This is a genomic window from Fusobacterium sp. JB019 (assembly GCA_030673965.1).
Lineage (GTDB): Bacteria > Fusobacteriota > Fusobacteriia > Fusobacteriales > Fusobacteriaceae > Fusobacterium_B.
This window is the reverse complement of sequence record JAUTCN010000007.1, coordinates 1-19,040: the sequence shown is the minus strand read 5'-3', so window position 1 is coordinate 19,040 and position 19,040 is coordinate 1. Positions and strand designations below refer to the sequence as shown.

Annotated in this window: 19 protein-coding genes; 8 read left to right on the top strand and 11 right to left on the bottom strand. The window is 25.8% G+C overall.

The features are described from left to right. Positions 1–5 precede the first annotated feature (5 nt). Both cbiB and Q7K47_05690 read right to left on the bottom strand, forming a co-directional pair. Entirely contained in the window at positions 6–947 is a 942-nt protein-coding gene (cbiB, locus tag Q7K47_05695; protein MDP0506713.1) for an adenosylcobinamide-phosphate synthase CbiB, read from the bottom strand. 3 nt (positions 948–950) lie between these two features. Beyond that, positions 951–1,808, bottom strand: coding sequence for a cobyric acid synthase (locus Q7K47_05690; GenBank protein MDP0506712.1), 858 nt, complete (start codon positions 1,806–1,808; stop codon positions 951–953). 175 nt (positions 1,809–1,983) lie between these two features. On the opposite strand from Q7K47_05690, the gene Q7K47_05685 reads away from it, so the two are divergent. From Q7K47_05685 to Q7K47_05660, 6 genes are all read left to right on the top strand, one after another. Beyond that, positions 1,984–2,376: a hypothetical protein gene (locus tag Q7K47_05685; protein ID MDP0506711.1), complete on the top strand. Its 393-nt coding sequence runs from the start codon at positions 1,984–1,986 to the stop codon at positions 2,374–2,376. A 92-nt stretch (positions 2,377–2,468) separates the two neighbouring features. Next, a complete protein-coding gene (locus Q7K47_05680) occupies positions 2,469–3,140 on the top strand; it encodes a response regulator transcription factor (protein ID MDP0506710.1) in 672 nt (223 codons plus the stop codon). After that, positions 3,130–4,467: a HAMP domain-containing sensor histidine kinase gene (locus Q7K47_05675; GenBank protein MDP0506709.1), complete on the top strand. Its 1,338-nt coding sequence runs from the start codon at positions 3,130–3,132 to the stop codon at positions 4,465–4,467. The genes Q7K47_05680 and Q7K47_05675 overlap by 11 nt, the downstream gene beginning before the upstream one ends. Before the next feature lie 34 nt (positions 4,468–4,501). Beyond that, a complete protein-coding gene (locus tag Q7K47_05670; GenBank protein ID MDP0506708.1) occupies positions 4,502–5,461 on the top strand; it encodes a dipeptidase in 960 nt (319 codons plus the stop codon). 89 nt (positions 5,462–5,550) lie between these two features. Continuing rightward, the gene (locus Q7K47_05665; protein ID MDP0506707.1) at positions 5,551–5,763 is read left to right on the top strand and encodes a DUF5320 domain-containing protein; all 213 of its coding nucleotides are present in this window, start codon (positions 5,551–5,553) and stop codon (positions 5,761–5,763) included. Between the two features lie 77 nt (positions 5,764–5,840). Then, a complete protein-coding gene (locus tag Q7K47_05660) occupies positions 5,841–6,197 on the top strand; it encodes a DUF134 domain-containing protein (GenBank protein MDP0506706.1) in 357 nt (118 codons plus the stop codon). A gap of 6 nt (positions 6,198–6,203) precedes the next feature. Here Q7K47_05660 and Q7K47_05655 read toward each other — a convergent pair whose 3' ends face one another. From Q7K47_05655 to Q7K47_05640, 4 genes are all read right to left on the bottom strand, one after another. Beyond that, a complete protein-coding gene (locus Q7K47_05655; GenBank protein MDP0506705.1) occupies positions 6,204–7,601 on the bottom strand; it encodes a sigma 54-interacting transcriptional regulator in 1,398 nt (465 codons plus the stop codon). A gap of 142 nt (positions 7,602–7,743) precedes the next feature. Continuing rightward, complete coding sequence (locus tag Q7K47_05650) at positions 7,744–8,886, bottom strand: acyl-CoA dehydrogenase family protein (GenBank protein MDP0506704.1); 1,143 nt, start codon at positions 8,884–8,886, stop codon at positions 7,744–7,746. A gap of 73 nt (positions 8,887–8,959) precedes the next feature. Next, entirely contained in the window at positions 8,960–9,736 is a 777-nt protein-coding gene (locus tag Q7K47_05645; GenBank protein MDP0506703.1) for an enoyl-CoA hydratase-related protein, read from the bottom strand. Positions 9,737–9,755: 19 nt separating this feature from the next. Continuing rightward, positions 9,756–11,309 carry a CoA-transferase gene (locus tag Q7K47_05640; GenBank protein MDP0506702.1) on the bottom strand — a complete coding sequence of 518 codons (1,554 nt, stop codon included), beginning with the start codon at positions 11,307–11,309 and terminating at the stop codon, positions 9,756–9,758. Between the two features lie 232 nt (positions 11,310–11,541). Here Q7K47_05640 and brnQ point away from each other — a divergent pair, with 232 nt between their 5' ends. Further along, positions 11,542–12,816: a branched-chain amino acid transport system II carrier protein gene (gene brnQ / locus Q7K47_05635; protein MDP0506701.1), complete on the top strand. Its 1,275-nt coding sequence runs from the start codon at positions 11,542–11,544 to the stop codon at positions 12,814–12,816. A gap of 19 nt (positions 12,817–12,835) precedes the next feature. Here the strand turns inward: brnQ and Q7K47_05630 are convergent, their stop codons facing one another. From Q7K47_05630 to Q7K47_05610, 5 genes are all read right to left on the bottom strand, one after another. Then, positions 12,836–14,953, bottom strand: a complete 2,118-nt coding sequence (locus Q7K47_05630) for an EAL domain-containing protein (GenBank protein MDP0506700.1) — start codon at positions 14,951–14,953, stop codon at positions 12,836–12,838. Positions 14,954–15,018: 65 nt separating this feature from the next. Then, positions 15,019–15,762, bottom strand: coding sequence for a basic amino acid ABC transporter substrate-binding protein (locus tag Q7K47_05625; GenBank protein MDP0506699.1), 744 nt, complete (start codon positions 15,760–15,762; stop codon positions 15,019–15,021). A gap of 19 nt (positions 15,763–15,781) precedes the next feature. Then, on the bottom strand, positions 15,782–16,951 hold the full coding sequence (locus Q7K47_05620) for a M20 family metallopeptidase (GenBank protein MDP0506698.1): 1,170 nt from the start codon (positions 16,949–16,951) through the stop codon (positions 15,782–15,784). 271 nt (positions 16,952–17,222) lie between these two features. Continuing rightward, a complete protein-coding gene (locus tag Q7K47_05615) occupies positions 17,223–17,864 on the bottom strand; it encodes a hypothetical protein (protein MDP0506697.1) in 642 nt (213 codons plus the stop codon). A 10-nt stretch (positions 17,865–17,874) separates the two neighbouring features. Further along, on the bottom strand, positions 17,875–18,276 hold the full coding sequence (locus Q7K47_05610; GenBank protein MDP0506696.1) for a GrdX family protein: 402 nt from the start codon (positions 18,274–18,276) through the stop codon (positions 17,875–17,877). 284 nt (positions 18,277–18,560) lie between these two features. Here Q7K47_05610 and Q7K47_05605 point away from each other — a divergent pair. Then, positions 18,561–19,040 (top strand): carbamoyl-phosphate synthase domain-containing protein (locus Q7K47_05605; GenBank protein ID MDP0506695.1); only part of this gene is annotated, 480 nt, incomplete at its 3' end.

The window sequence follows — 19,040 nt, the reverse complement described above, 5'->3', positions numbered from 1 at the left end:
CCTTTCTAAATTAAAGATATAATGAAAAAAATTAAAAAACTTATAAAAGATGAACTATATAATAATTTTTTACCTTCTAATATATCTGAAATTGTAAATTCTTTTATTTTTTCCCCTATAGTTGGTTTATTATACCAAGTACCAAAATATTTTGTTTTTCCACCAAACTGAACTCCTAAAGCTCCTGCAAAAGCAGCTTCTCCATGCCCTGAGTTTGGACTAGCATGATTTTTTCTGTCTCTAAAAAAAATCCTTAAACTCTCTTTATAATTATACCCTATTAATGCTGAAGCTAAAGGAATAAATATCATCCCTCCTAGTCTCGCAGGTATCAAATTAACTAAATCATCAATTTTAGCTGATATTTTTCCAAATTTTAAATATTTTTCATTTTTATAGCCTAACATAGAATCAAGTGTATTAACACTTTTATATGTCATAGCGAAAGGAACAGCTAAAGAAATTCCCTTAATAGAAAAATAACTCCCTATAAATGCATAAAACATTGGAGCAATAACTCCATCTATAGAATTTTCTGAAATTGTTTCTAAAACACTTCTAACTATATCTCCTTTTTCCATTGTTTCTGTATCTCTACTCACTAAATAAGCTAATTTTTCTTTAGCTTCTTTTAAATCTCCTTTTTTTAAGATTTTATATACTCTCATCCCTTCATCAGCTAAACATTTTGTAGCTAAGGTTGTATATAAAAGTATTATTTCTAAAATCTCTGATAAAGAAACAACTAAATAACTCACTAAAAATGTAATTATTATAGTTAGAATTGCCGTTATACCACCAAAAAAAACTTTTTTATCATAAGAATATAATTTTTTTTCTAATAAACTAATTAGATTTCCTATTATTCTAACTGGATGAGGAAATTTTTCAGGATCTCCAAAAATTAAATCAAGAACATAGGCTATAAGAAACTTTAAACTAAACATAATTTATTCATCCCCTAAAATTTTATAAATTTCATTCATATCTAAGTTATTTCTTACTAATTCTTCCAATCTATTAAATTGATGTTCTTTATATTCTTCATATGTTTTCCCATTTAATTTTTTCTCTATATATTTTCTATCCTTTTTATCATTAAGACTATCCTCTTCCTCTAAATCAATTTCATTATAAGGAATAACCCCTATAACCTTAACTCCTGTTATTTTTTCTAATTTTTCTATTCCTGGAAGTAAAATATCCTTGTCTCCTCTAAATTTATTTATAATAATTCCTTTTAATCTTTTTTTCTCTTCAGGCTCTAATAAAGTAATTGTCCCTACAATAGAAGCAAATACTCCTCCTCTATCTATGTCTGCCACTAAAACAGCTTTCGAATCTATCATTTCTGCCATTCCCATATTTACTAAATCATTTTCTTTTATATTTATTTCTACTGGACTCCCTGCCCCTTCTAATATGCATATTTGAAAATTATTTAGCTTATTAAAAGCCTCTAAAACATCATTTTTAAATTTTCCTTTATTTTTAGTATATTCCTTTCCATTCATGTTACAATAATGTTTTCCGTTTAAATATATATCTATCATATTATTTCCTAAAGGTTTTAATAAAAGAGGATTCATATATTCTTTTGGATTTAAATTACAGGCTTGCGCCTGTAAAACTTGAGCTATTGATATCTCTAATCCATTTTCAAGAGTAAATGAATTTCTAGACATATTCTGAGCTTTAAAAGGGGCTACTTTATATCCATCTTTATACAGAACTCTACATATTCCTGTTGTTAAAATTGATTTACCAACACCTGAAGATGTTCCTAAAATAATTAATTTTTTTTGCATCGTTTTCTCCTTCTATAATTTATTATTTAAATAATAATTTAATTGTTTATTAGATATATTATCATTTTTACAAGTTTTTATAAAGATTATTTTCTTTTGACATCTTTATGACATATTTTAATGATATATTTAAACCATAATAAAACAAAACATATTAATTAAAGAGGTGATATTTATGAAAAAGAAAAATATTTTAATAGGATTAACTTTAATATCTGCACTATCTTTTGCTCAAGGAGGAAACAACGATCAAAAAGAAACAATGAAAAAAGAATATTGTAATACGCAAACTAAAAATGTTAATCTTAAACATTCTAATGAACAGCATCATGAAAAAATGATGGGTTCTCAAAAAAGAAAAAAATCTAATTTACCTAAAGAACTAAAATTAGAATTAGATAAAAAAAGAATTCATGTTCAAGAACTTAATCTTTCAGTTAAAAAAATGTTACTAGAAGAAAAAGTAGATTGGAATAAAGTTGAAGAAACAAACAAAAATATTGGTTTAACAAAAGCTGAAATTAAAACTTCTATCCAAAAATTTAGACATACTCATAAAAATAAATAACTTATCTTTTTAAAATAGTGAGATAATTCTCACTATTTTTTTATTTTTTTTGATATAATTAAAATGAACATAAATACTTTAAGGAGGATTATATGAATTTAAAAATATTAATAGTAGAAGATGACTTAAAATTAAGAAGAATTATAAAAGATTTTCTTTTAAATGAAAAATTTAATATCCTTGAAACTGACAACGGTGAAGATGCTTTAGACTTATATTTTTCAAAAAAACCTAACCTTATAATCCTAGATTTAATGATTCCCAAATTAAATGGATTTGAAGTATTAAAAGAAATAAGAACTCATAATAAGGATATTCCTATTATTATGCTTACTGCTAGAGGCGACGAAGATGATATACTTAAAGGTTACAATCTTAAAATCAATGAATATATTATTAAACCTGTAAGTATGAAAATTTTAGTTGCTAAAGTTAAAGCCTTTTTAAGAAAAGATTTAAATAATCAAGAAATTATATTTAAAGATTTAATTTTAAATATAGATAAACGAACTGTTAAAATTAAAGATGAATTTATAGAAATTTCTCAAAAAGAATTTGAAATATTAAATCTATTTTTAAAGAATAAAAATAAAGTTTTAACTAGAGAAGAAATCATAACTTCACTTTGGGGTTATGAATATTCTGGAGATATTAGAGCTGTTGATTCTCAAATAAAACGTTTAAGAAAAAAAATAAATCGAAATTATATATTAACTGTTAGAGGTCTTGGATATAAATTAGAGGAGGACAAAAATGAAAATTAAAAATAAAATTTTTCTATTGACTTCTTCAATAATTACATTAATTATTTCATGTATTTTTATCTTCAATAAATTTTTCTTTGAAAATTATTATCTTAAAATTAAACAAGAAAAACTTTTATCAATTGTTAAAATTATTAAAGATCCTAACTATATTGGAGATCTTCAATCTCTACAAGAAGATTATAACATTCAAATTTTTCTTATAAGAAAATCTTTTTTGAAAGATTTTGATCTAAAAATAAATGAATCAGAATTTGATAATCTTATTCATAATAACAATATCATTTCAAAATTAATCAATAAAAATTCTGAAACAAAAAAACAAATTTTAATGGCTACTAACTATAATAATAATTCAATATTAATTGTCACTTCACCTTTTAGTTCTGTAAAAGAGCCTGTAAATATAATAACTGATTTATATTTAAAATATCTTTTTTTACTACTTCTAAGTGGATACTTTCTTTCTCTAATAGTTTCTTATTTTATAAGTAAACCTATTGAAAAAATGAGTGAAACTGCTAAAAAAGTAGCTCTTATGGATTTTTCTGAAAATTTCAACTCTAAATCTCATGATGAAATTGGAACTTTAGGACAAAATTTAAACATTATGGAAAATAAACTTCAAGAAAATATAAATTTGCTAAAAAAAGATATTCAAAGACAAAAAGAAACTGAACAACTAAGAAAAGAATTCATATCTAATATTAGCCATGAATTAAAAACCCCTTTATCTATTATCCAAAATTATTCAGAAGGTTTAATTGAAAATATTGCTAAAACAGAAAAAGATAAAGAATATTATCTAAATTCAATTATTGAAGAAACAAAAACAATGAATAATTTTATTTCTTCTCTTTTATTTCTATCACGTTCTGAAAGAAATTATTTAACATTTAAAAAAGAAAAATTTAAAGCAGAAGAAATTTTAAATATATTATTACCTAAAATAAAAAAAATATATCCTGAAATTAATATCTCCTTAAAATTGAAAGACAATCTTTTTTATGCAGATAAAGAAAAAATGACTATTGTTATTAAAAATCTTTTAGAAAATGCTTGCAAATATTCTAATAAAAATGATTTCGTTAAAATTTTTATAGAAAATAATTATTTTGAAATTAAAAATCCAAGCGAAATTTCTGAAAATAATTTAGAAAATTTATGGATCCCTTTTTACAGAATGGATAAGAACAGAAACAGAAAAAATGGAACTGGACTTGGCCTTGCTATAGTAAAAGAACTTCTCCACAAACAAAATTTTGACTTTGGAGTTTATAAAAAAGAAAAACATATTATTTTTTGGTTTAAAGATAATAATTGTTAAATTTAATATAATGAGGAGGAATTTAATAAAATTTATGAATATATTCGATTTACATGCAGATATATTATTTGATTTTTCTAATAAAAGCAAACTTGGAATAAAAACAAATATTTTTAAAAAATATCACTTACAGAAATTTAAAAAAGGAAATATTATCGGGGGAATATTTGTAGCATGGCTTAATAATAAAATTCCAAAAGAAAAAGAAGAAGAAGAAATGATTTTTATGATTAATTCTTCAATAGAAGAATTAAATAATAATTTAGATATTTTTAATGTCCTTAAAAATCGTTCTGATATAGATAAAATCTCTTCTGATAAAATAAATATAATACTTGGCATTGAAGGGCTTAGAGCTATAAAAAATAATTTAAACATGTTAGAGGTATTCTATAATCTTGGTTTTAGACATGCTTCTCTAACTTGGAATGAAGAAAATTCACTCGCAACTGGAGCTAAAGGAAATAAAAATAGAGGTTTAACTTCTGATGGAGAAAAAATTATTCTTAAAATGAATGAACTGGGTATGATTATTGATGTATCCCATGCTAATGAAAAAACTTTTTGGGATATTTATAATCTTTCTTCTTCTCCAATAATAGCTTCCCATTCAAATGTTAAAGCTCTTTGTAACTCTCCAAGAAATTTAAGCGATAATCAAATTATAGCAATCGCTAAAAATGGAGGATTGATTGGTATTAACGCCTATAAATATTTTATTAAAGAAAATTGTGAAAACGTCTATTTATCAGATTTATTCAATCACCTCAAATACTTAGTTGATCTTATAGGAATTGATTATATTGCCTTTGGCTTTGATTTTTGTGAATATTTAGATAATAATCATTTTGATAAAACTCCCACAGGACTAGAAAATGCTTCTAAATGTCAAAATTTTATAAATTTTTTGTACAAACAAGGTTATTCTAAAGAAATGATTGAAAAAGTTGCTTATAAAAATTTTATAAGCTTTTTAAAAAATAACTTTAAATAAAAAATAGTTATTGACATATGCTAATAAAAAGAGTAGAATAATTATATAAATAACATATGTTAAAAACTATAATTTAAAGGAGGTTGTTTATGCCTAGAAGAGATGGTACTGGTCCAATGGGAACTGGCCCTATAAATGGAGTTTGCGTTAATAATAGCAATAATTCTAATTTAAGAATTAAGAGAAGAGGATTTAATTTTGGATTTAAACAAGATTATTCTTCTATTACAAAAGAAGCTTTACTTGAAGAGAAAAACTTTTTAGAAAATAGACTTAAAGAAATTGAAGAAATTCTTAAATAAAATTATCAATTATAGCATAAATAAGGTGGATAAAATCCACCTTATTTATGCTATAATTATGAAAAAGGAGGTTTTTTATGGCTCGACCTAAAAAATTTAAAAATATATGTGAATTGCCTAAATATAATAGTTTTAAACAAGATGATCCTCTTATGGGCAACTTTTTAGAAAATATCCTTTCATTAGAAGAATATGAAACTATTAGGCTTATTGATCATGAAAATATGACCCAAGAAGAATGTTCTTTACAAATAGGAGTGTCACGTCCTAGTGTACAACTTTTATATACTCGCGCTAGAAAAAAAATTGCCAATTTTATAGTTAACGGAGGCTTATTAAAAATTGAAGGTGGAAATTATAAAATTTGTACTAAACCTAAAAGAAACTGTAAAAGAAAAGGATGTTATCAACAAAAAAACAAAGAAGACTTTTAATTACAATTAAAAGTCTTTTTCTATTTTATATTTTTTTATCTTTTTATATAAAGCACTTCTATGAATTCCTAATCTATCTGAAGCTTCTTGACAATTTTTAGAAACTTTTAATATATTTAAAATAACATTTTTTTCATATTCTCCTACCGACATGTTTAAATTACCAAAATTTTCTTTATTTTTTAGATTTTTTTCTTTAGTATAAAATGAAATTTTAGAAGGTAAATCAATCAATTTTATTATTAAATCATCACTTATAGCATAAGCACTTTTTATAACATTATCCAGTTCTCTAATATTTCCTGGCCAATTAAATTTCTCTAAACATTGTTTTACTTCTTTAGAAAATCCTTTCACTGTATTATATTCTACATTTAATTTGTTTAAAAAATAATCTGCCAATTTCAAAATATCTGTTCTTCTTTCATTTAAATTTGGAAGTTCTATTCTAAGTACATTTAACCTATAATATAAATCCTCTCTAAATTCTCCTACTTCAACCATTTTTTCAATATTTTTCTTTGTTGCTGCTATAATTCTTACGTTTATAGGAACAGAACACGTGCTTCCTATTGGATCTATTTCATTTTCTTGTAAAACTCTCAATAATTTAGCTTGCATTCCAAGAGACATATCCCCTATTTCATCTAAAAATAAAGTTCCTTCACTTGCTATCAAAAATTTACCTTTTTTACCACCTTTTCTAGCTCCAGTAAAAGCTCCTTCTTCATATCCGAATAATTCACTTTCTAATAAATTTTCAGGAATTGCAGCACAATTGATACTTACCATAGGACGATTTTTTCTATTACTATTTAAATGAATTGCTTTAGCCAATACTTCTTTTCCTGTTCCTGTATTTCCTGTTAAAAAAACAGGAAAACTTGTTTTAGAAGCTTTTATTCCCAATTTTTTAACTCTTAAAAAACTATTTGAATCTCCTACCATAGTTTCGAAAGATAAATTAAGCTTATTATTCTTAACATATTCTTCTCTATAATACTTTAGTTCTATATAATTTTTCATTAATTTTTGAGCTATATCTAAAGTTTGTATTCTAAACTTTACTTGAGCCACTCCAGCTATAACTTCTCCTGATTTATCCTCAACATAAGAACGACTAACAATCGCTCCTTTTTCTGCTTCTGTTCCTGAAATATATGTTTGAATTACACATTCTTCACAATATTTTTTTTCCATAACATCAAGCATCATACTATTAGGTATTATTTTTAATATAGATTTCCCTAACGCTTCTTTTTCACTTGTTCCTAAAAAATCACAATATTTTTGATTTATATGAATTACTTCCCCTTCTCTGTTAACAACTATAAAACCATCATCTGTCATAGAAGATAGTTGTTCAAATATTTCTCTACTCAAATAATAATCTTTATCTTTCATACTCACCCCTTTTGAAAAATATTCTTTATTTTCAAAATATTTCTTAATCTCATTTTAAAGGTTTTATCAAAAAAAAGCAATAAAAAAAGATAGCTATAAAAATAGCTACCTTTTATAATTAATCCAAATTTTTAATTAAACTTTATCTAAAAATAGATCCACTTATTATTAATTTTTGAATTTCATTTGTTCCTTCATAAATTTGAGTAATTTTAGCATCTCTCATCATTCTTTCTACTTCATACTCTCTCATATATCCATTTCCACCTAACATTTGTACTGCTTCTGTAGTTACTTTCATTGCTGCATCTGTACAAACTAATTTAGCCATTGCTGCTGATTGAGAATAAGGTTCTCCTAATGATTTATCTGTTGCTGCTTTATAAAGCATCATTTCTGCTTGAGCTATTTGCACTTTTAATTCCGCCATTTTAAAAGCTATATATTGATTTTTAAATAGTGGCTTTCCAAATTGTTTTCTTTGCATTAAATATTTTCTTGCTATTTCAAATGCACCTTTTGCAATTCCTAAACCTTGAGCTGCAACTCCTATTCTTCCTCCATCTAGAGTTTTCATTGCTATTTTAAATCCATCTCCCTCTTTTCCAAGTAAATTTTCTGCTGGAATTCTGCAGTTTTCAAAAATCATCTCTGAAACTTGAGCTGATTTTATTCCTGATTTATCTTCAATATGACCTACTGAACATCCTGGAGTTTTTGTCTCAAGAACAAATGCTGATAATCCTTTTGCTCCTTTTTCTGGTTCTGTTAGAGCATAAACCACATAGTAATCTGCTAAAGGTCCATTAGTACTAAAACATTTCAAACCATTTATAATATAATAATCTCCATCTCTTACGGCTGTTGTTATACATCCACCTGCATCAGATCCTGCATTTGGTTCTGTTAAACCAAAAGCTCCAAAAGATTCTCCCTTCATTACTGGTGTTAAAAATTTCTTCTTTTGTTCTTCTGTTGCCCCTGAAGCCATTATTGATCCACCATAAAGTGAAGTACTTACTGAATATGAAATTCCAACTGCCGCATCTACTTTTGAAATTTCTTCCACAGCAAGAGCATAAGCCATATAATCTTCTCCAGATCCACCATATTCTTTAGGATAAGGTAACCCTATTACTCCCATTTTCCCAAGTTCTTTGTATAATTCCACATCAAATTCACTAGTTTTATCTCTTTCTATTGCTCCTGGTGCTAATTTTTTTTCTGAAAATTCTCTAACCATATTTTGAATAAATTGTTGTTTTTCTGTTAATTTAAAATCCATTTTTTCCTCCTGTTTTATTAATTATTTTAATACCTAAAGATTTTTAGTCATATATTCTTAAATATTAAAATTTTTAAAAGTTTTTAAAATCAGCTTTTCTTTTATTTAAAAAAGCCTCCATACCTTCTTTTTGATCTTCTGTTGCAAAACATAATCCAAACATATCCGCTTCATATTTATAAGCTGACTCAGTATCCATATTCATTCCATCATTTATAGCTGCTTTTGCTAATGATACACCAAACATTCCCTTAGTCATTATTTTCCTAGCCATTTTTTCAGTTTCTTCCATCAATGATTCATGAGCTACTACTTTATTTGCAAGTCCAATTTCATAAGCTCTTTTTGCATCAATCATATCAGTAGTAAAAATTAATTCTTTTGCAATTCCTTTTCCTACTAATCTTGGCAATCTTTGTGTTCCTGCAAATCCAGGTAAAATTCCTAAATTAACTTCTGGTTGCCCAAACTTTGCTTTTTCTGATGCAACTCTTAGATCACAAGCCATTGATAATTCACATCCACCACCTAAAGCATATCCATTAACAGCAGCAATTACAACTTGTGGCATATGTTCTATTTTAGAAAATACTTTTTGAGCTTTTCTAGCTAATTCTCTTCCTTCCATAGCATTAAGCGTATGCATTTCAGAAATATCAGCTCCTGCAACAAATGCCTTCTCTCCTGATCCTGTAATTATAACTGTTTTTATATCTTTTCTCTTTTCAACATTAGCTATAACTTCTCCTAGTTCTTCTATAGTTGAAGAATTTAAAGCATTTAATGCCTTTGGTCTATTAATAGTTATAAACATTACCCCATCTTTTTCTTCAAATAATATATTTTCCATCTTTAACTCCTCCTTATAATTATCTTTTTAATCCCATTACTTGATCTTTAAAAATTCTTTCATCCATCAGCTCAACTTTTCCATCTATTTTAGGAACAAATCCCATTAAATCAATTATCTGATTTTGTATATCAATCCCTGGAGCTACTTCTACTAAATAAACTCCATCTTTTCTTAATTCAAAAACAGCTCTTTCAGTAATATATTTAACAGGCTGATTAATTTTATTTGCATAATCTCCACTAAAAGTTATATGTTCTACTTCTTCTACAAACTTTATTTTCTTGCCCTCTTCTAAAATTACTAATTTCCCATTTTCTATTTTTGTTTTCAATCCTCCTGTAGTAAATGTTCCACAAAAATATGTTTTTTTAGCGTTTTGAGTTATATTAATAAATCCTCCACATCCTGCTATTCTAGGACCAAATTTTGATACATTTATGTTACCTTTCGCATCTGCTTCTGCTAAGCCTAAAAATGCTAAATCGATTCCCCCACCATCATAAAAATCAAATTGATAAGGTTGATCTAATATACATTCTGGATTTATAGACCCTCCAAAACGAGTTCCACCTTGAGGTATTCCTCCAACTGCTCCTGCCTCAACTGTAAGAGTAAAATATTCTCCTATTCCTTCTTCATTTGCAACTGATGAAATGTATTCAGGAACTCCTATTCCTAAATTAACTACTGTATCCTCAGTTAACTCCATTGCAGCTCTTCTTCCTATTATTTTTTTAGTACTCATTTTAGGAGTTTCTATGCTATTTAAAGGAATAACAACTTCTCCAGTCATTGCTGGATCATAAGAACATCCAAAACACTGTTCATGATCTTCTGGCTCTGCTATTACAACGGCATCCACATATATTCTTGGTATCTTAACTAATTTAGGATCTAACATCCCATTTTTTAATATTTTTTCTACTTGAACTACTACAACCCCACCATTATTTTTAGTTGCCTGTGCTGCAGAAGTTGCTTCTAAAGTTGCTACTTCTCTTTCTAAGCTAATATTTCCAGATTCATCAGCATATGTTCCTCTGATAAAACAAATATCTATAGGAATAGCATTATAAAATAATTTTTCTTCTCCATGAATTTCAATTAACTCAACTAAATCTTCTTTAGTTATATTGTTTAATTTTCCTCCTGAAATTCTAGGATCCACATAAGTATTTAGCCCTACGTGTGTGATTATCCCAGGTTTTTTAGCTGCTGTATCTCTCAATAATTGACATAGAGTCCCTTGTGGAAAGTTATAAGCTTCTATCTTATTTTCTAAAGCCATCTTTCCCATTTTAGGAATCATATTCCAATGCCCGCCAACTACTTTCCTTACCATTCCTTCATGTGCATAGTGATCTGTTTGACTTCCATCTCTATTACCTTGCCCTGCTGCAAAATAAACGAATAAATTTTTAGGTGATCCTGTTTCTAAAAATCTTTTTTCTGCTGCTTTATTCAAAGCTTCTGGAGCATTAACTCCAACAAACCCTCCAATAAATACTGTTGATTCATCTTTTATTAAGTTTGCTGCTGCTTCTGCTGTTATTATTGAAATTGGTCTCATTTTTCACCCCTTACTTTCCTTAATCTCTGGTATAAGAGTAAGCAAAAATTATGCCAAAATTTCAATCCCCATTTATTCTTAACATAAGTTATTTCGCTTGTATTTTTTTGTCTCCATGTGAAGAATTTGTCTCCAAATAGCTAATCCCCCTTACAAAAAGTTGATACAATTTTATATTTTTGATATAATTTATATTCAAGCGTTAAAAAATATATATGTAAAGGATTAAATTATGAAAAAAAAAGAAATTATTATTATGGGTTTTGCTTTATTTGCGATGTTTTTTGGAGCAGGAAATTTAATATTTCCTCCTTCTATAGGAGTTAATGTAGGAAAAGATTGGTTTTTTTCTGGAATAGGTTTTCTTCTTACTGGAGTAGGGTTACCTTTACTAGGTATTCTTTCTTTCACTAAAATTGGAAAATTAGATAATTTTGCAATTAAAATTTCTTCTCGTTTCAATACTACTTATTGCACTTGTTTAGTTTTAGTAATTGGACCTTTATTTGCTATTCCTAGAACAGGATCCACAACTTTAGAAATGGGTATCCTTCCTTTTGTTAATAGCAACTATCATTTCTTTGTATCTATTATAGGATCTATTCTTTTTTTTAGCTTAACCTTAGCTTTAGTTTTAAAAAAATCTACTATTACCGATATTATTGGAAAATTTTTAACACCTATTATTTTAATAATTCTTATATTATTATCTTTTTTAGGAATAACAAAGGATATAGGATCTCCAATTTCTAAAGATGTAGATAATGTATTTACTTATGGATTTATTAATGGATATCAAACTATGGATGCTATTGCTTCTGTTTTATTTGGAAGTATTATTGTAAAAGGTTTAGAAGAAAAAGGAATAACTAATTTTAATGAAAAGAAAAAATATTTATCTATTGCAGGAATCATTGCTGCTCTTGGACTTGGACTTATTTATTTTTGTTTAATTTATTTAGGAGCTCGAATAAGTGGCATTTCTAATTTTTCTTCAACAACAATGGCTTCTCTATATCTTGCACAGATAACAATGGGACATTTAGGAAAATTAATTTTTGGAATTTGTGTTTCTGCAGCTTGTTTAACTACTTCTGTTGGACTAGTTGCTCTAGTTGGAGACTGGTTTGAAAAAATAACCACTTTTTCTTATAAAAATATTGCAACCTTCACTTGTATTTTTTCAGCTATTATGGCTATTAATGGTGTTGATTTCATTATAAAATTATCTGTTCCTGTTTTATGTATTCTTTATCCTGTTACAATAATTTTAATACTTCTTAATATTTTTGAAGTATCAAATAAGCTAGTTTATAGAACAGCTACTTATACAACTCTAACAATTGTTATTTTGCAAATGATTACTAGTACTTTAAAAATTTCATATCTTTATAATTTTTTTAATTCAATTCCTTTTTCTAAATCTGGTTTTGCATGGCTTTTCCCTTGCCTAATCGGAATTATTATTTCAATTATTATCTCAAAAAAAAGAACCAAAGTTTTATAAACTTTGGTTCTTTTTCATTTTAATTATTTATTTTTTCTATATTTTCATAAGAAACTAACAAAATTAATTTTGTTGTTGTGGTTATCAAAGGAACTACTTTTATATCCGATTTAAAATAAGTAGAGAAATCATTTAAATCTTTTACTTTTAATTTCATTGAAAATTCTTTATTCCCTATAAATACCCCATCAAGTTTTTGAATAAACTCTTCCTTATCTTGATTGTGAATTAAATCTAAAATATTTAATTCTTTATTATAGATTATATCTCTAGAAATGTTAACTTTTTCAAAAAATCTTTCATTGGCTCTTATTACTGATAATTTTCTATCTGTATATTCCAATATTGAAAAAATTCCAAGATTACTTCCAAAAATTTTACTAAATTGAGAATTGGGATTCCATATTTCTTCTATCTCAATCAAAGGAACAAACAAATTTTTTACTTTTTCCTTTTTACTTAAATTTATTAATCCATCTCTTTTTTTCAATAAATATTCTTCAAAATCATTTTCTGGCATAGGTTTAGAAAAATAATACCCTTGACCATAAACATAACCTATACTTTTTAAATAATTAACTTGTTCTAAAGTTTCTACCCCTTCTACAATCAAAGATAAATCTAACCATTTTGCTAAACTTACTACAAAATTTAAAATTCCTATATTATTTTTTGTTTTTGAAGAAGTTTCCAAAAATTTCATATCTAATTTTAAAACATCAATTGGTAATTCCTCAAGCATATTTAAAGAAGAATAACCACTTCCAAAATCATCCATTTCTATGTTAAATCCTATTTTTTTCAATTGTTTTACTACTGTTATTAATTGCTTAGAATTTTCTGTATAAGAAGTTTCTGTTATTTCTAAACTAATATATTTAATAGGAACTTGATATTTATCAATAATTACCATCATCATATTTATTAAATTTGGGTTATATATATCTACTCTAGATAAATTTATTGAAATTTTTATTGGTTTTATATCTCGTTCTAACCAGTTTTTTATTACAAAACATACTCTCTCTAATACAAACATATCAATATTTGTTATAAATCCATTTTTTTCAAATAAAGGAATAAATCTATTTGGAGTTATAAAACCTAAATCTTTATGTATCCACCTAATTAATGCCTCTGCTCCTACAACTTCTCCTGTTATTAAGTTAGTTTTCGGTTGTAAATAAACTTTAAAATCTTTATTTTCTAGAGACTCTTCCATACAATTTAAAAGCTGCTGTTCTGCCATTATTTTTTCTATTATTTCATCGTCATAATAGGAATAAAGTATATTATATTTTCCTTTTATTGAATCTATAGCTAATTTTACTCGATCACACATTATACTCACTGGATCTTTTAAATTTTTTATTTCATATATTCCAAAATGCATTAAAATTTCTATATTTAAATTATAACTTTTTATTTCTTTCTCTATTTCGTATAATATCTTTTCATATTTTGCATCCCTATTTATAAAAATATAAAATTGATCTGCAACAGCTCTGGAACATATAATCTTATAATCAGCAAATTTTCTTTCTATTAAATTTGCTATAAATTTAAGTAATTTATCTCCCTCTTTCATTCCAAAAATATTATTAATCAATTTAAATCTTTCAATATTTAAACCGATTATATCAAATTCTAATTTGGAATTTTTTAAATATCTTTCAACATATCCATAAAAAGCTTCTTTAGTATATAAGTTAGTTAAACTATCTTTTTCTAAAGTATTTACAAGTAAAGAATTTTGGATTAATTCAATGATATTGTTAATTCTATGTTTTATTATAACTGGATTATAGGGTTTAGGTAAAAAATCAGAAGCACCTAATGATAAAGCCTTTATTTCAGTTTGTGTATCATTTTGCTGAGTCATAACAATAATAGGTATACCTGAAATTAATCTATCTTTTTGATGTATCCTTAAAAATTCAAATCCATCCATTATAGGCATTACCAAATCCAGTAAAATAGTTGCTATTTTATGCTTTTCAGAACGAATAATCTCTAAAGCTTCTTTTCCATTTTTTGCAGATAAGACATTATAATCCTCTTTTAATATTTTATCTAATATACTTATATTTATTTCACTATCATCAACTACTAATATCGTGTATTTTTTATTAACCATAATTTCCCTCCATAAAAAGCAACTTCCGATACTAGTATACTATATTTCATATGTTTTTCAAATATTTATTTAATAATATTTTTCTCTACTTTATTAGGAAAATATTTTTTAACTAATTCTAAATATTCACCATTTTTTAATACTTTCTCAAAGGCTATTTCAAATTCTTTTAATAATTTTTTATTTCCTTTTTTAAATGCTAAAGATTCCCCCGGAGAATTATCCATAATTTTATCAACTATTTTTAATTCCTTTGTTTTTTTCATATATTCTTCTCCACTATTCTCATCCATAACTACTGCATCTATCTTATTTTGTTTTAATGCTAGAATCGCTCCTGCAAAAGAATCAAATAAAACTATTTTAGCCCCCTCTTTTTCAGCTAATTGTTCTTGTTTGGAACCTAACTGAACTCCCACTTCTTTATCTTTTAAATCTTCCTTTATAAGAATATTACTGTCCTTATTAACAATAACTGCGTGCCCTGTTCCAAAAGCAAGATAAGGTTTAGAAAAATCTACCGCTTTTGCTCTTTCTGGAGTTGCTGCCATACCAGCTATTACAATATCTATTTTATTACTTTGTAAAGCTGGTAATAAACCTGAAAAACTCATATTTACCCATTTAACTTCATAATTTAATTTTCCAGCCATAGCCTCCATAAGCTCTATATCAAAACCTACTATTTTATCTCCTTCTAAATACTCATAAGGCTTAAATTCTGCATTTGTACCAACATATATTTTTTTCATTCCAAAACTAAAACTAAAAACAACCACTGTTAACATTAAAACTAATATTTTTTTCATAATTTTTCCTCCTAATATTTTAATTATATTTTTTAATTTTTTTAAATTCTTTTTTTACATCTTCAAGTAAATCTTTTTTTGTAATTATATCTATTCCTGTTAAAATCATCGCAAACATAGCTTCCTTCATTCCTTTATAAGCTTCTTTTGTTATAGTTGCCTTTGCAAATTCTAAACTATGACCTACCAACTCTTTGTTTGCTATTGGAAAATAAGAATGAATTGTGGGACAAACATGACTTACATCCCCTGCATCTGTTGAACCATCAGATTCTGACATTTCTATTTTCTTTATTCCTAATTTCATCAAATTTTCACTATAAATATTTGATAATTTTTCATTTGTAATTAAATGTTTAAATGTATATTCATAATTTCTTATTTCTAATTTACAACCAGTAGCTATTGCTCCTCCCTTAGCACAATTTATTACTTTTTCACTTAATTTTTCCATTTCTTTAGTTGTTTTTTCTCTAATATAGAAATTAGCCACCCCTAAATCAGGAATAATATTTGCTGCTTCTCCACCTTTAGAAATTATCCCATGTATTTTTGAAGTAGGTTTTATTTGCTGTCTTAAAGCATTAACGCTATTGAATAATTGAATAACTGCATCTAAAGCATTAATCCCATTATAAGGATCTCCCGCTGCATGGGCACTTTTCCCTATATATTTAAATTCTAAGGCTTGAATAGCTTGGCTAGATGAACTTTTTTTATGACATCCCCCTGTTGGATGAGATATTATAGCTACATCTATATCATCAAATACCCCTGCTTTTGCCATATCTACTTTTGCACCAAAGTTTTCTTCTGCTGGAGTTCCCAGTACTATAACACTTCCTCCATAAATATCCACAAATTCTTTTAATATTATTCCTGCTCCAACACTTGTCACTCCTAATATATTATGACCACATCCATGTCCTATTTCAGGTAACGCATCATATTCTGCCATAAAACAAATTCTAGGTCCCTTTTTTTTAGATTTATATTCTGCTTTATAGGCTGTTTTTATCCCTATATATTTTTCAGTTATTTCAAATCCATTATTTTTTAATAATTCTATATGCGCTTTTGACGCTTTTATTTCCTCTCTTCCAATTTCTGGATTATTATATAAATATTCATTTAAATGTTTTAAATCTGAAAATATTTCTTTATATTTTTTTTCTATTTTCTCTAACATTTCTAACCACCTTTTTTTATTTTTATAAACAAAAAAAACCATTTTTAGATTTATATCTAAAAATGGTTTTAACTTAAAAATTAATGCATTTTATATGCTTATTTAATTAATCTCATTCTTATATATTTTAAAATAACCTAAACAGACTTCTAGAATATTCTATTTTACTACTAATATTCCTTTGTCTCCTTATAGTTTTAAACATATTAAGAACTCCTTTTTTTTTATTTGTGCTATTATAAAACTTATTTTCTAAATTGTCAAATTTTTTCTAATATTTGTATGCTAAATCAATTTTTTTCTTAAGTAACTGACTGCTTATTATCCTTTTATTACCGCTCACTTTAAAAATAATTTTACTATCTATATTTTTATTTGCTTTTATCTTATTTACACTCTCCAAAGAAGATACTTCTAAAAATGTTGGAGATAAATATTCTACAATACTTAAATTTAAAGGATTTTTTTGCGTTTCTTTAAATAAAAATATTGTATCCTCATCTAAATAATTTAAAAAGCTATCGATTTTACTCCATTCTTTCGCCTCTTTTATTTCATAAACAAGATTTTCTGGCAATATTCCAAAATTACTTGTTAAATTATTTACACTAGAAAAAAAGAAATCTGGATCAGTTATATGACTTGCTCTTAATGTATAAAATAATTTACTATTTAGAAGACCTTTTTCTTTAGCTATTTTATAAGATCTTTCTTGTAATTTTAAAATAAAAAATTCAAACAGTCCATCTTCAAAGGCACAATTATATATATAGTCATTATCCTCAAAACCTGCTTCACTAAAATCTTTTATAATTTTATAACCATATATTGAGTTATCTTTTAAACTTATCACTGGAATGAATTTAAATTTAGTTTTTTGTACTATTTTTCTAAAATCAATATCATTTTTCACCCTACACCACCTATTTATTTTTTGTACTTAATTCTTTTATACTATTTCTCAATAAATTAAGATCCACGTACCTGTATTCCTCTAGACGATCCTTGGAATTTTTTTCTAAATCAGGCTGAGGTAATTTTTCTGATATTTTTAAAGCACCCTTTACCATTTTTAAAGAATTTATTCCACTTCTATCAATATCTTTAGAAATTAATATTGATTTAAATGGATTCTCTATATTTTCTAAATTATAAATTATTGGATCACTCAATAATTTATGCCCCTTCAATACATATTTATAAACTTCTGCTAAAACCTTTGTTAAATTAGCCTCTTTTAAAGTATCTTTCAAATAAACAACATCATCAGTCTCCTTATAGAAATGAAAAACTTTTTTGTTATTTGTTATTATTTTAAATTTCATTAGAAGCCTCCCTACTATGAATTTTAATGCTCTATCTAGTATACCATATTTTTTATTTTATTTGACATTATTTTTTTTTTATAGTATACTCTTCTTTAAGAAATTAACAAGGAGGAAATGATGTATAAATTTAGAACTATTTTTAAGGACTATGATAATTTAAGAATTTCCTATTTTTTATTTATTTTTTCATTTTTTTCTTATTTTTTTAATATTTATTTTGAATTTCAGATATAACTTAAATGTTATATCTTTTTTTTTATATAATTTTATTAGGAGGTTACATGAAAGGAAAATTAATTCTTGAAAATGGAAATGTTTTTGAAGGGAAAATCTTTGGAGAACTTAACGATACAGTAGGAGAAATAGTTTTTAATACTGGAATGACTGGTTATCAAGAGCTTTTAACTGATCCATCTTACTGTGGACAAATTGTTGTTATGACGTATCCAATGATAGGAAATTATGGTATAAATTTAGAAGATATGGAGTCTAACGGTTCATATTTAAAAGGCTTTATAATAAAAGAAGATGCAAAACTTCCTAACAATTTTAGATGTGAAATGACTTTAGATGGATTTTTAAGACAAAATAATATCGTTGCTTTTAAAGGAGTAGATACTAGACAACTTGTTAAAATAATTAGAGAAGAAGGAGCTATGAAAGCTATTATCACTTCTGAAGATTTAACAGAAAAAGAACTAGCTGAAAAATTTAACAGTTTTGATAATTCAAAAGCTGTCAGTGAAGTTAGTACAAAAGAA